General features: G+C 62.6%; 8 protein-coding genes and 2 pseudogenes. 7 read left to right on the top strand and 3 right to left on the bottom strand.

Annotated elements, in window-relative coordinates:
- Together ACP7B7_RS11615 and ACP7B7_RS11610 are read left to right on the top strand one after the other, a co-directional pair.
- A pseudogene (locus ACP7B7_RS11615) lies at positions 1-591 on the top strand (ISNCY family transposase); the annotation flags it as partial.
- Positions 592-913: 322 nt separating this feature from the next.
- Positions 914-1,082: pseudogene (locus ACP7B7_RS11610) on the top strand (IS1595-like element ISJsp4 family transposase); the annotation flags it as partial.
- Between the two features lie 139 nt (positions 1,083-1,221).
- On the opposite strand, the gene fmt reads toward ACP7B7_RS11610, so the two are convergent.
- Both fmt and def read right to left on the bottom strand, forming a co-directional pair.
- Positions 1,222-2,178, bottom strand: a complete 957-nt coding sequence (gene fmt, locus ACP7B7_RS11605) for a methionyl-tRNA formyltransferase (RefSeq protein ID WP_426076758.1) — start codon at positions 2,176-2,178, stop codon at positions 1,222-1,224.
- Positions 2,179-2,253: 75 nt separating this feature from the next.
- Positions 2,254-2,796 carry a peptide deformylase gene (def, locus tag ACP7B7_RS11600; RefSeq protein WP_308923819.1) on the bottom strand — a complete coding sequence of 181 codons (543 nt, stop codon included), beginning with the start codon at positions 2,794-2,796 and terminating at the stop codon, positions 2,254-2,256.
- A gap of 255 nt (positions 2,797-3,051) precedes the next feature.
- On the opposite strand from def, the gene dprA reads away from it, so the two are divergent.
- The 5 genes from dprA (at position 3,052) to ACP7B7_RS11575 (ending at position 9,847) form a co-directional block, all read left to right on the top strand.
- The gene (gene dprA, locus ACP7B7_RS11595) at positions 3,052-4,167 is read left to right on the top strand and encodes a DNA-processing protein DprA (RefSeq protein ID WP_426076757.1); all 1,116 of its coding nucleotides are present in this window, start codon (positions 3,052-3,054) and stop codon (positions 4,165-4,167) included.
- A 94-nt stretch (positions 4,168-4,261) separates the two neighbouring features.
- Entirely contained in the window at positions 4,262-4,726 is a 465-nt protein-coding gene (locus ACP7B7_RS11590) for a DUF494 family protein (RefSeq protein ID WP_308923821.1), read from the top strand.
- 259 nt (positions 4,727-4,985) lie between these two features.
- A complete protein-coding gene (locus ACP7B7_RS11585) occupies positions 4,986-7,643 on the top strand; it encodes a DNA topoisomerase III (RefSeq protein WP_426076756.1) in 2,658 nt (885 codons plus the stop codon).
- A gap of 182 nt (positions 7,644-7,825) precedes the next feature.
- On the top strand, positions 7,826-9,298 hold the full coding sequence (locus tag ACP7B7_RS11580) for a catalase (RefSeq protein ID WP_308923823.1): 1,473 nt from the start codon (positions 7,826-7,828) through the stop codon (positions 9,296-9,298).
- A gap of 168 nt (positions 9,299-9,466) precedes the next feature.
- A complete protein-coding gene (locus ACP7B7_RS11575; RefSeq protein WP_308923824.1) occupies positions 9,467-9,847 on the top strand; it encodes a hypothetical protein in 381 nt (126 codons plus the stop codon).
- A 31-nt stretch (positions 9,848-9,878) separates the two neighbouring features.
- On the opposite strand, the gene ACP7B7_RS11570 is transcribed toward ACP7B7_RS11575, so the two are convergent.
- Positions 9,879-13,457 (bottom strand): ABC transporter permease/M1 family aminopeptidase, encoded by a 3,579-nt coding sequence (locus ACP7B7_RS11570; RefSeq protein ID WP_308923825.1) that lies wholly within the window; start codon positions 13,455-13,457, stop codon positions 9,879-9,881.
- Position 13,458 lies beyond the last annotated feature (1 nt).

The raw sequence follows: 13,458 nt of genomic DNA, 5'->3' as shown, positions 1-13,458 counted from the left end.
CTCGGGCGCGCCCTGAGCAGTACCGCACGATGGTGGCCGCAGGTGGCGCAAGGCGCGGCCTGGGTGCAGGGCGCGAGTGCGATCCTGCGCAATGACGAGGGGCTATCGGCGGATGCGCTCATGGCGCGTTATCGGGACTGGCTCGCGCAAATGGAGAGTGCCGCCAAGCGCGCCGACCTGCCTGATACTTTGTGCAAGGCCCTGTCGCACTTCGTCAAGGTGAGCGCCAGTTACGGCGGCGATGTGTTCCATTGTTACCGCATTGCCGGACTGCCCCGCACGAACAATGCGCTGGAGCAGGCCTTCGGCAGCCTGCGCTACCACGAACGGCGTGCCAGTGGCCGCAAGGTGGCCTCGCCTTCTTTGGTGCTCAGTGGCAGTGTGCGCATGCCGGCAGCGCTGTTTACCCGGACCGGCACGGTGACGCGCGACATGCTCGCCGCCGTACCGCAAGACCGATGGCGCGCGACGCGCGCCGACCTGGAGCGGCGTCGCCAGGCGCGCTGCCAGCGCCATCGTTTCCGCAAGGATCCCGCCCACTATCTGGCGGGACTGGAGAAACTGTGCGATGAGCTAAATGTGCTGACCTAGTTTTTTTTGCGTGTCGAACGCTTGATTGTCTTTTTAGTCAATCGTATTGCCTCTTTAAGTTGCATATCGCCAGGCCGTCAGCATATAAAACAGAAAATGTTACTTGTTTGAGATGCTAATTATATATTTCCAAAAAGAAATTTTGCAGAAGTAAATTGAATATCTTGTTAAAGCGTATCGGGTACGGGCACGCATTCCGTAGCGCCAGCAATCTGGTGACAGCGCAGCTCATCATGAGAGGCATGCGCGACAAGTCATGTCGCAAGCGATGATGCGGAAATAAAAAAGGCTATGGCATCGAAAAAAGTGGGAATGATGCCGGCATCACCGCCGTCTGCGGGAATGGCTGAGTGCGTTTCATGGCGTGGCGACGCGCTATCTGTCCAACTACTTGGGGTGGCGCCGGATAGTGGAGGCGCGGAGAATCTTTCCCCCCTGAACGTTTGCTCAAGGCCCTAATGCGCGTATTCCCTCACAGGACGGTGAGATAGCCAATACTTATATGTGGAAACGCGTATGCAAGGACGTTGCCGGCATGATGCGGCGCATGCCCGGCGGGCGTGCCGGGGCCTGCGTCTATCCGGCTACCGTGATTTTCAGCGTGGCACGCGCCGCGCGGTGCGCGGGGTGTCAGCTGAAGCGCTTGCCGTCGAGCGCAAAGCCCTTGATGAATTCCACCGCCGGCAAGCGCTTGCCGCCCGGCTTTTGCAATTGCGTCAGGCGCAAGGCGCCCGTGCCGCAGGCCACCACGATGCCATGCTGGGCGTCGGCCGCCAGCACCTGGCCGGCCGGCTGGGCGCTGTCGGCCTCGAGCACGTCGGCGGCCCAGATCTTGATGGCCACGCCATCGACCTGGCCGCAGGCGCCGGGGAAGGGATTGAAGGCGCGGATTTTCAGGCCCAGTTCCAGCGCGCCCTGGGAAAAATCGAGGGCCGCTTCGTCCTTGGCGATTTTTGACGCGTAGGTGACGCCCGCTTCCGACTGCGGCACGGCCACCAGTGGCGCTTCCTGCATCTTGCGCAAGGTGGCGACGATCATGCGTCCGCCCAGGGCGGCCAGCTTGTCGTGCAGGGTGGCGGTCGAGTCGCCCGCCTCGATCGCCACTCGTTCGATGGCCAGCATCGGGCCGGTGTCCAGGCCTTCTTCCATCTGCATGATGGTCACGCCGGTTTCATCGTCGCCCGCTTCGATGGCGCGGTGGATCGGCGCCGCGCCGCGCCAGCGCGGCAGCAGGGAACCGTGGATATTGATGCAGGGTTTAATGCCGAGCGTGCTGCGCGGCAAAATCAGGCCATAGGCGGCCACCACCATCACATCGTAGTCCGTCGCCAGCAGTCGTTCGTGGGCGGCGCGGGCTTCGGCCGCGCGCTGCGGGTCCTTGCTGTCCATGCGTAAAGAGAGCGGTTGCAGCACCTCGATATCATGCTGCTGCGCGTATTGCTTGACTGCCGAGGCGTGCAATTGCATGCCACGGCCGGCAGGCCGGTCGGGCTGGGTCAGCACCAGGGGAATTGTGAAACCCGCTTCGTGCAAGTCTTTCAGGGCGGTGGCGGCAAATTCAGGCGTGCCTGCGAAGATCACTTTCATCGGGTTCCTAGTCGTGAAGTGCGCAGGCTTGTGCCTGGCGGGTATGACAATGCCCGCCAGTTTACCAGCAGACGGTCAGAAACGGCGATTTTGCGCGCGCAGGCTTGCTTCGCGTTCCAGACCGCGGATTTCCTTGACCATCTTGGTCTTGATGCGGTTGCGCTTCAGCGGCGACAGGTATTCCACGAAGACCTTGCCCAGCAAGTGATCCATTTCGTGCTGGATGCACACGCCCAGCAAACCATCGGCTTCCAGTTCGAACGGCTTGCCTTGGCGGTCCAGCGCGCGCACCTTGATGCGGGCCGGGCGCTCGACGCCGTCGTACACGCCCGGCACCGACAGGCAACCTTCGTCGTAGACCTGCTTTTCTTCGCTGGCCCAGGTGATTTCCGGATTGATGAACACTTGCAGCTGGTTCTTTTCTTCGGTGATGTCGATCACCATCATCTGGATGTGCTGGTCGACTTGCGACGCCGCCAGCCCCACGCCGGGCGCGTCGTACATGGTTTCGGCCATGTCATCGATCAGGGTCTGCAACTGGTCGCCAAAGTCGGTGATCGGCTTGGCGACGGTGTGCAGGCGCGGATCGGGGTAACGCAGGATATTTAAGATGGACATACGAATTCGGTAGTTTGGCTGGTTGAATTAGCTGGGCACATGAAGGCTGTGCGCGGCGCTGGATCGCCGGTGGTTTTGCGCTGATTGAAGGAGAAATTTTATCACAGACGCCCGTCTCGCTGTGCAAGGCAGGCCGTTTGCCGCCAGGAACCGTGCACCGAAGTGTGCACCTTTGTTGCGCCCGTCGATATCGCCCGCCCCGGTGCGCCGCTACCATGGAAGACGGACGTCGCGGATCGAAGGGGCGAGGGTGTCATGGATGCAAATACGGTGAGCGAAGACCAGGGCGGCGAACTGGCGTTCTGGCTGCGCCTGCAATGGCTGCCAGGCGTGGGGCCGGTGGCGGCGCGCGCCTTGCTGGCGCGCTTCGGTTTGCCGCAGGGCATATTTTCCGCGTCCTTCGACGCGCTGCGCGAGGTGGTGCCGGCGGGCGTGGCGCGCGCCATCCTGCAGGCGCCGAGGCCGGTTGCCAACAGCCAACTGGAACTCACCCTGCAATGGCTGAGCCAGCCCGGCAATGCCGTGCTGACCCTGGCCGACTATGCTTATCCTTCGCTGCTGCTGGAAATTCCCGATCCGCCGCTGCTCTTATATGTACGCGGCCGCCCCGAACTGCTGTCGCGCCCCTGCGTGGCGGTGATCGGCAGCCGCAACGCCAGCACCCAGGGCATGCAGAACGCGGCCGCGTTTGCCGAGGCCTTGAGCCACGCCGGGCTGACGATCGTGTCCGGCCTGGCGCTGGGCATCGACACCCATGCGCACGAGGGCGGCTTGCGCGGCGAGGGCGCCACGGTGGCGGTGATCGGCACGGGCGCCGATCTGGTCTATCCCCGGCGCAACCTTGATCTGGCGCAAAGGATTGCCGCGCAAGGCTGCATCGTCAGCGAATATGCGCTGGGCTTGCCCGCCATTCCCAGCAATTTTCCACGCCGCAATCGCCTGATCAGCGGCCTGGCGCGCGGCGTGCTGGTGATCGAGGCGGCGGCGCAGTCCGGTTCATTGATCACGGCGCGCCTGGCCGGCGAGTACGGGCGAGATGTCTATGCCTTGCCGGGCTCGATCCATGCCACCCTGGCCAAGGGTTGCCACGCCCTGATCAAGCAGGGCGCCAAGCTGGTCGATTCGGTCGACGACGTGCTGCAGGAACTGCAGTGGCCCGCTGCCGCCGGCACGGTGGCGCCGGCCCACCCGCTCCTGGCTGCGCCGGCCCATCCCTTGCTGGCCGCGCTGGGCCACGACCCCTGCGACGCCGACACCCTCGCCGCGCGCAGCAGCCTGGCGATGGCCGAGGTGATGGGCGAACTGCTGGCGCTGGAAATGGCGGGGCTGGTGGAGCGCTTGCCGGGAGGACTGTTTCAACGCTGCAAATGACAGCTTGTCACTTGTGTGGCGGCCTTGCCGCACGGCGCCGCTTTGTCCGCTGGCGCACTTGTGTCGCAGCGAGCTTAGCTGATAGAGTAGAGTCATGTTCGATATCCTGGTTTATCTCTACGAGACTTATTATCGCCCCGATGCCTGCCCCGAGCCGGCGGCGCTGGCGCGCAAGCTGTCGGCTGTCGGCTTTGATGACGTGGAGATCTCCGAAGCGCTGGTCTGGCTGACCGACCTGAACGCGATGGCGGGCGCCGAGCAAGTCCTGACCGCCAGTTCCACCGGTACGCGTTTTTACGTTCAGCAAGAAAGCGACGTGCTGGGCACGGCCGCCATCGGCTTTATCCAGTTCCTCGAAAGCGCCAAGGTATTGTCGCCGCTGCAGCGCGAAATCGTCATCGAACGGGCGCTGGCCCTCGATGAAGCGCCCGTCACTTTGGGCAAGCTGAAAGTCATCGTGCTGATGCTGCTGTGGAGCCAGGGCAAGGAGCCGGACGCGCTGATGTTTGACGACCTGTTCGGTTCCGACGAAGAATTATCGCCCCGCCTGCTACACTGAATACAGCAAGGCGGCCTGGCCCTTGCCCGCCGCCCGCCGCCTTTTGCCCACCTGACTGTCTGCCCCGTGCCTGCATTTGCTCCTGCGCATTGTTGTCTTTAGATAACTTGCGGTTTTCTCACCAAGGCGCTTATCATTGGCCGCTTGACAAGACCACAAGTCACACGGCCCCGCGCAGACAAAAGCGTCGGCGCCCGGCAATGCACTGTATGATGCGCATGCTGACACTATCCTAGAGCATTTTTCGAGACTAATAACTATGACAAAAACCCTCATCATCGCCGAGAAGCCTTCTGTCGCGAACGATATCGCGAAGACGCTTGGCGGCTTTACCAAGCACGATGAGTACTTTGAATCGGATGAATACGTCCTGTCGTCGGCGGTTGGCCACTTGCTGGAAATCGCCGTGCCGGAAGAATTCGACGTCAAGCGCGGCAAATGGAGTTTCGCGCACCTGCCGATGATACCGCCGTATTTCGCGCTGAACCCGATCGCCAAGACGGAAGCGCGCCTCAAAGTATTGAACAAGCTGATCAAGCGCAAAGACGTGACCACCCTGATCAACGCCTGCGATGCCGGGCGCGAAGGCGAGCTGATTTTTCGCCTGATCGCGCAAAACGCCAAAGCCAAGCAGCCGGTCAAGCGGCTGTGGCTGCAGTCGATGACGCCGGGCGCCATCCGCGACGGTTTTTCGCACCTGCGCAGCGACGAAGAAATGCTGCCGCTGGCCGATGCGGCGCGTTGCCGTTCGGAAGCGGACTGGCTGATCGGCATCAACGGCACCCGCGCCATGACGGCGTTCAACTCGAAAGAGGGCGGCTTTTACCTGACCACCGTGGGCCGCGTGCAGACGCCGACCCTGTCGATCGTGGTCGAACGCGAAGACAAGATCAAGAAATTCGTGCCGCGCGACTTCTGGGAAGTGCGCGCCGAATTCGTCTGCGCGGCCGGTATCTACGAAGGCCGCTGGCTTGACACCAAGTTCAAGAAGGACGAGAACGATCCGGAAAAACGCGCCGAGCGCCTGTGGAGCAAGGCGGCGGCCGATTCGATCGCCACCGCCTGCCGCGGCCGCCAGGGCATCGTCACGGAAGAATCGAAACCGACCACCTCGATGGCGCCGGGCCTGTTCGACCTGACCAGCTTGCAGCGTGAAGCGAACTCGCGTTTCGGTTTTTCCGCCAAGAACACGCTGGGCCTGGCCCAGGCGCTGTACGAAAAGCACAAGGTGCTGACGTACCCGCGTACCGATTCGCGCCACCTGCCGGAAGACTATATGCCGACCGTGCTGCAGGCGCTGGAAACGGTCAAGGACAACAGCAACTACCACCAGTTCGCCAAGCAGATCATCGACAAGGGCTGGGTCAAGCCGAACAAGCGCATCTTCGACAACACGAAGATCTCGGATCACTTCGCGATCATTCCGACCACCATCGCGCCGAAGAACCTGTCCGAGCCGGAACAGAAACTGTACGACCTGGTCACGCGCCGCTTCATGGCCGTGTTCTTCCCGCCTGCCGAGTTCCAGGTCACCACGCGCTACACGGAAGTGTCCGGCCATCAGTTCAAGACCGAAGGCAAGGTCATGACCAATCCGGGCTGGCTGGCGATCTACGGCAAGGAAGCATCGACCGACGCCGACAAGGAAAGCAATGGCAACGGCAACTTGGTACCGGTCGCCAAGGGCGAAAAAGTGCAGACCGAAAGCGTCAGCGCCAATGGCCTGGTGACGAAACCGCCAGCGCGCTATACCGAGGCGACCTTGCTGTCGGCCATGGAAGGCGCGGGCAAGCTGATCGACGACGACGAGCTGCGCGATGCGATGGCCGGCAAGGGACTCGGCACGCCGGCCACGCGCGCGGCCACCATCGAGGGCTTGCTGACGGAACGCTATCTGCTGCGCGAAGGCCGCGAGCTGATGCCGACCGCCAAGGCCTCGCAATTGATGACCTTGCTCAAGGGCCTGGGCGTCAACGAACTGACGGCGCCGGAGCTGACGGGCGAGTGGGAATACAAGCTGTCGCAGATGGAAAAGGGCAAGATTTCGCGCGATGAATTCATGCGTGAAATCGCGCAGATGACGCAAATCATCGTCAAGCGCGCCAAGGAATACGACAACGACACCATCCCGGGCGAGTACGCGACCCTGGTCACCCCGTGCCCGAACTGCCAGAGCGTGGTCAAGGAAAACTACCGCCGCTTTGCCTGCACCAAGTGCGAGTTCTCGATGAGCAAGACGCCGGGTTCGCGCCAGTTCGAGATCGCGGAGGTGGAGCAATTGCTGAAGGACCGCACCATCGGCCCGTTGCAAGGTTTCCGCTCGAAAATGGGTCGTCCGTTTGCCGCGATTTTGCGCATCGTGCGCGATGAAGAGATCAAGAATTTCAAACTGGAATTCGATTTCGGCCAGAACGACGAGAGCGAAGACGGCGAAGGCGTCGACTTCACGGGCCAGACGGCGCTGGGACCTTGTCCCAAGTGCAACGGCGGCGTGTATGAAATGGGCCTGGCCTATGTGTGCGAACACAGCGTGGCGAAACCGAAGACGTGCGACTTCCGCAGCGGCCGCATCATCCTGCAGCAGGAAATCTTGCCGGAACAAATGGCAAAACTGCTCAACGATGGCAAGACCGACCTGCTGCCCGGCTTTGTTTCGCAGCGCACGCGCCGTCCGTTCAAGGCTTTCCTGGTGCGCGGCAAGGATGGCAAGGTAAGCTTCGAGTTCGAAGAACGCAAGGCCAAGCCGGGCGCCAAGGCGCCAGCCAAGGGCAAGGCGGCGGCCGAAGTCGAGGGCGAAGAAGCTGCGGCGCCGGTGAAAAAAGCGGCCGTCAAGAAGGCGCCGGCCAAAAAAGCCACGGCGGTGAAAAAGCCGGCGGTGAAAAAAGCGCCCGCCAAGAAGGCCGCGGCGGCCGAGTAAGCAGCAGTTTGCAGCAAGCAAAAAGCCAGGGACATCCCTGGCTTTTTTTTGTCTGTCGAACGTCGGCCGGCAGCTTGCGGCATCATTGTAAATACCTATTGAATCGATAAAATCAATTATCTTTTCCTTTATTGCTGCGCTCGTTACACTGTATCCATCAGTCACCAACGAAGGAAAGCACCATGAGCACGCCGCCGCCAAATACTCCCCTGTCCACCGCTTCCGGCATTCCGCTGGCCGATAACCAGAATTCCGCCAGCGCCGGTGCGCGCGGGCCCTTGCTGTTGCAGGATTTTCATCTGCTGGAAAAACTCCAGCATTTCAACCGCGAGCGCATTCCCGAGCGCGTGGTGCATGCAAAAGGTTCCGGCGCCTACGGCACGTTTACCGTCACGCACGATATTTCCGCCTATACCAAGGCCAGGCTGTTCAGTGAAGTGGGCAAGCAGACGGCCACCTTCGCGCGCTTTTCCACCGTGGGTGGCGAACGCGGCAGCGCCGACACCGAACGCGATCCGCGCGGCTTCGCCCTGCGCTTCTATACCGAAGAGGGCAACTGGGACCTGGTCGGCAACAATACGCCGATGTTCTTCATCAAGGACCCGATCAAGTTCCCCGACTTTATCCATACGCAAAAGCGCGACCCGCACAGCAATCTGAAATCGGCCGAGATGATGTTCGACTTCTGGAGCCATGCGCCGGAAAGCCTGCACCAGGTCACCATGCTGTTTTCGGACCGCGGCACGCCCGACGGCTACCGCCACATGGATGGCTTCGGCAGCCACACGTACAGCCTGATCAATGCCGACGGCCAGCGCGTCTACGTGAAATGGCATTTCAAGACGCGCCAGGGCATCAAAAACTTGCCGGCTGCCGAAGCGGGCCGCCTGGCCGGTGCCGATCCGGACTACGCCCAGCGCGACCTGTTCGGCGCCATCGAACGGGGCGACTTCCCGCAGTGGGAGGTCAAGCTGCAGGTGGCGACCGAGGCGCAACTCGTCGAGTGGGAACAGCGCACGGGCTGGAATCCGTTCGACCTGACGAAAGTGTGGCCGCATGCGGATTTCCCATTGCTGCCGGTCGGCATCTTTGAACTGAACCGCAATCCGGACAATTACCACGCGGAAGTGGAGCAGGCGGCGTTTTCGCCGGCCAATGCCGTGCCGGGCATGGGCTATTCGCCCGACAAGATGCTGCAAGGCCGCTTGTTTGCCTACCACGACGCCCAGCTGTACCGGGTCGGCACCAATCACCAGCATTTGCCGGTGAACGCGGCGCGCTGCCCTTTTCATAACCAGCAGCGCGACGGCGCGATGGCGGTCAACAACGGTGGTTCGGCGCGCAATTACGCCAATGTGGCCGCGGCCGGCAGCGCGCCGCAGGGCCTGGGCCATGGCGAGCCGGCCCTGGCGCTCGATGGCGGCGCGGCGCGCTACGATGGCCGTGGCACGGAAGACGACTACACGCAGGCCGGCAATCTGTTCCGCCTGCTGACGCCAGAGGGCAAGCAGAACCTGTTCGATAACCTGGCCGGTCCCTTGAGTCTGGTGCGTGAGGAAACCTTGCAACGCCAGCTGGCCCATTTCGACCAGGCTGATCCGGCCTACGGTGCCGGTGTGCGGGCCGCCCTGCAGGCGATCGGCAAGCAGGCGTAAGCCGCTGGCCCGTCCGGCATCGTGCCGGGCGGGCTTGATATTGCGCAAGGTCAAGCTGTCATTAAATATTGCCGTGTGGACATAATTGCCGACCATGCGTAGACTAGGCCGTCTGATGATCGCGCCGCCGCTTTGGTAGCGTGCAGGCTAGAAAGTTTGACGATGAATATGGCAAAGTTGACCGTGCATGGGGACGACCTCACGCTCAAGTCCATCCTGGAAGTCCTGCCGACCGAGCCCGAGCGCCAGTGGCGCAAGGGCGAGCCGAAAGGCGCGGGCCGCGTGTATCTCGATTCCGGTTTCGAACTGCTGGTGGCGCAGGCCAGCCAGGCGCAGGTCTTGCCCTCGCGCATACGCAGCTATTTGTCCGAATGCCGCTCGCGCGGCGTCACCTTCAGCATGCCGCGCATCGTGGCCGAGCTGCAATTTGAATTGCGCGGTGGCGAATCGCCAGGTGCCTCGACGGCGGTGCCGCTGGACTTGCCGCTGGGCGACCTGGCCGTCTTCAGCGAAATGGGCATCAGCCTGAGCGTGGCCACCCGCGCCTGATACCCTGGCCTGGCCTGGCCTGGCCTGGCGCCTAGCGCTCGCTGATATCGACTGCGATCATATTGTCGTCCGGCTTGCGGTCGATCAGCTTGTTGTCGGGATCGATGCCCGCCCTGGCCGGCCGGGTGGCCACCACCACCGTGTAGCTGGCCTGCTTGCTGCTCATCAGCTTGCGTTCGCGCAGCAGCGCATTGCCATCCTTGTCATCGACGCCGATCTCGATCAGGTCGCGCAGCGGCACTTCCTGCTCTTCTCCCTGTTCGCCCGCCTGCACCTTGCCGGCCTGCACCTTGATGGTGACTTCATAGCGTCCGTCCGTCAGCTTGCGCGCCGTGGCCGCCAGCGCGCGGTTATCGAACAGCACGATTTTCTCGAACAGATCATCGATCAGGTAAGCCTGCTCCGGCGGCGTGACCTGGCGCAAGCCATCGATCAGCGCCGTCACGCTGGCGTACGGCGGCGACTGGCGCCGATGCTGTTGCAGCAGTTCGCGCAGCACGCCGTTGATCTTGTCTTCGCCGACGATGTCCTGCAGCAGATACATGGCCAGCGCGCCCTTGTGATAGTGGATATAGTCCTGCCGTTCATTGTCGGCCAGCGGCAGCTCGCGGTTGCGCTCTTCCGCGCGGCCCATCAGGTAGCGGTTCAGGTCGTAGCGCAGGAAGCGCCGCATCCTGTTCGGGCCGCCGGTTTTTTTCATCACCATCAGCGCCGAATATTCGGCCAGTGTTTCGCTCAGCACGCTCGCGCCGCGCGTGTTGCCGCCCACCAGCTGATGGCCCCACCACTGGTGAGCCACTTCATGCGCGGTGACATAGAACGGATAGTCGAGATCCTTCGGGTTCTTGTCGTCGACCCTGGCGACAAAACCCAGGCCTTCGGAAAACGGTATGGTGCCCGGAAACGACTGCGCATAGGTTTGGTACCGTGGGAACTCGACGATGCGCACGATCTTCTGTTGGTAGGGGCCGAAGTTTTTCGTGTAGTACTCGAGCGCTTCCTTGCTGCCGCGCACGAAGCGGTCCAGATTATATTCGTGTCCCGGCTGGTAATACACATCGATGGCCACGTCCTGCCAGCGCTCGTGCCGGACGGCGTAGCGGGCCGACTGGACGGCATAGAAATTGAGGATGGGCTGGTCCATCTTGTAATGGAAGTAATGGCGGCCCTTGTCTATCCAGTCGTTGTCGAGCATGCCGGGCGCGATCGCCGTCTGGCCATCGACGGTGCTGACGGTCGCTTCAAAACCGATGCGGTCGGCGTCGTTGCCGACATGATTGTCGGCCAGGCCGCGCGCATCGTCGCGCGCCAGCGCCCGCGCGCGCGGCGGCAAACCGTGCCGCTTGCGGTCGCGCGGATCGTTCAGTTCCAGCTGCGGCTGGTAGCCGACATGCGGCAGCACGGCATTGGTAAAGAAGGTGCCGTTGGCCACCACCGGCGTGTCCTGGCCCAGGCCCAGCACGCCACGCGGCGCGTAGTCGACGTCGAAATCGAGGCCAAGGGTGGCGCCCGGCAGCAGCGGCGCGGCCAGGCGGTAGCTGTAAAAGCCCAGGCGCGTATCGTCCAGGCCCGGATGGACGCGCGTATCGAAGCGCAGCCGCATGCTGGCGGTCGGGTCTTGCTGGATGAAAATCTGGCTGATTGGCACGGCGGTGCGGTTTTCCAGCAGGTAGTGCCCCTTGACCTTCAGGGTGCGCTGGGCCGGGTAGATGGCCACGTCAAGCTTGACGTCGGCGATGCGCGGCTGCGGCGTGGCCGCCAGCTTGCGGTACTGGCGCTCGAAGCTGGCGCGCTCGGCGTCGCGCGCATAGCCGGACTTGTAGTCGTTGGCGATATGGAAGGTATAGAACAGGATGCTCCCGGCGACCAGGAAGACGGCCAGGCCGGCGCCGAAGCTGGCCAGCACCGGCTGGCTCAGGGCGTGGCGCGCCAGGCGCAGACGGATGCGCCAGCTGTCGTGTGCGCCGCGCGGCCAGAACAGCAGGGCCAGCACGGTCAGCATCACGGCCGCGCCGCTCCAGTACAGCAGGTACCAGCGTTCGCGCAGCAGGTAGTGGCCGGCGCCGTTCATGGCCGAGTAGAGGAAGCCCGGTGTATTGCCATACAACAGCAGCGGATTGCTCAGGTCCAGCGAGCCGAAGGTCAGGGTCGCGCCGTAATACAGGATCATGGCAAAGTAGGCCAGGTAGCGCTGGTTGATCAGCACTTGCAGGAAAATCGCCAGCACGGCCGTCAGGGCATAGCCGGGCAACTGGGTCAGAAACAGCGCTTCAAAGTACAGGCCGGGATCGAGCCGGTAATAGCCCTTGACGATCTGGATCGACATGCCGCACAACATGATCACCAGGCTCAGCAATGCCTGCAGGCCGATCAGCGCAAACAGTTTCGACAGCAGTGGCAGCCAGTTCGGCACGGGCAGGGCGTCGAGCATCAGCTGCAAGCCGCTTTCGCGCTCGCGCCACACCAGTTCGCCCGCATAGAAGGTGGTGATCACCAGCATGAACAGCGCGAACGCGCCGCTGACGATGTCCAGCACTTTTTCCGTCACCGGATACGTATTGGTGCCATATATCGAACCCATGTCCAGCGCGCTGGCGTACATCACCAGCACGCCGGCCAGCACGATGACGACAAAATAAATGTTCTTGATGGTTTCGCGCAGGTTCAGCCAGCTCATCTGCAGCAGCAGGGCGGCCAGGCTGCGCCGGGCAAAATCGGGCGGCTCATGCGTGTCGAGCGCGCTGTTCGACAGGCGCGCGGGCGGCGTGGCGTCGCCTTGGCGCCTGGCCGAGCCGCTGTCGGGCGCGGCGTGGAAGTGAAAGCGCCAGTAGCCCAGCAGCAAGGCCAGCAGGGCCAGGCCGCACCAGATGGCGCGGTTGACCAGATACACGCCCTCGAGCGTGACCAGGCGCGTGTTGCGTTCGGCATTGGGCCAGTATTCGGTCAGGTTGATCAGGGCCGTGGTGCCGAAGGGGTCGATCAGCGCGGCCACCGTCTTGAAGTCCAGGTCGCGCGCCAGCGACGGCGCCACCAGGTAGCCGATCAGCATCACCACCGAGCTGATATAGACGGGCAACATGCGCCGCGTCAGCGCGGCAATCACGAAAAAGATGGCGCCGAAGATGAACAGGTTGGGCAGCAGGGTAAAGACATACGGCATCAGATAGGCCAGCAGGCGCTGCGGCCCCAGCCGTTCCTGGTCGATGCCGGGCAACCAGCTGCCCAGCCAGGCACCGAGGATAATGCTGGCAAACACCACCGCCAGCACCAGGGTGGCGCCGAGAAAGCGACCGAACACATACTCGTATTTGCGGATCGGCGCGCTGAAGAAGAAATGCTGCATGCCGTATTCGATATCCTGCTGCACCGAGCGGCCCATCATGGCGGCCACCACCACCGCGCCGAAGCAGCCCAGCACGGCGCAGCTCAGGGCCAGCGAGCGCGGCGCATTGATCAAAAACCTGCCGCCCATGCTGATCGACACTTCCTTGAAGGCGCCGCCCGAGGCGGCCATCCACAGCATGGACAGCGCCAGGAACATGGCGAAATACACCCAGGTGGACAGCAGCTTGAAACGCTGTCGTGCTTCAAAGAAGGCAATCGCAAACATG

Source organism: Janthinobacterium sp. PSPC3-1, assembly GCF_049896105.1.
GTDB lineage: Bacteria > Pseudomonadota > Gammaproteobacteria > Burkholderiales > Burkholderiaceae_D > Janthinobacterium.
Note: the sequence above shows the minus strand (reverse complement) of the source record. Positions and strands in the feature narration are given on the sequence as shown.

Coding starts and splice junctions, on each gene's coding strand:
- fmt (WP_426076758.1), bottom strand. CDS start 2,178: ATGAAAGTGATCTTCGCAGGCACGCCTGAATTTGCCGCCACCGCCCTG.
- def (WP_308923819.1), bottom strand. CDS start 2,796: ATGTCCATCTTAAATATCCTGCGTTACCCCGATCCGCGCCTGCACACC.
- dprA (WP_426076757.1), top strand. CDS start 3,052: ATGGATGCAAATACGGTGAGCGAAGACCAGGGCGGCGAACTGGCGTTC.
- ACP7B7_RS11590 (WP_308923821.1), top strand. CDS start 4,262: ATGTTCGATATCCTGGTTTATCTCTACGAGACTTATTATCGCCCCGAT.
- ACP7B7_RS11585 (WP_426076756.1), top strand. CDS start 4,986: ATGACAAAAACCCTCATCATCGCCGAGAAGCCTTCTGTCGCGAACGAT.
- ACP7B7_RS11580 (WP_308923823.1), top strand. CDS start 7,826: ATGAGCACGCCGCCGCCAAATACTCCCCTGTCCACCGCTTCCGGCATT.
- ACP7B7_RS11575 (WP_308923824.1), top strand. CDS start 9,467: ATGGCAAAGTTGACCGTGCATGGGGACGACCTCACGCTCAAGTCCATC.
- ACP7B7_RS11570 (WP_308923825.1), bottom strand. CDS start 13,457: ATGTTTGCGATTGCCTTCTTTGAAGCACGACAGCGTTTCAAGCTGCTG.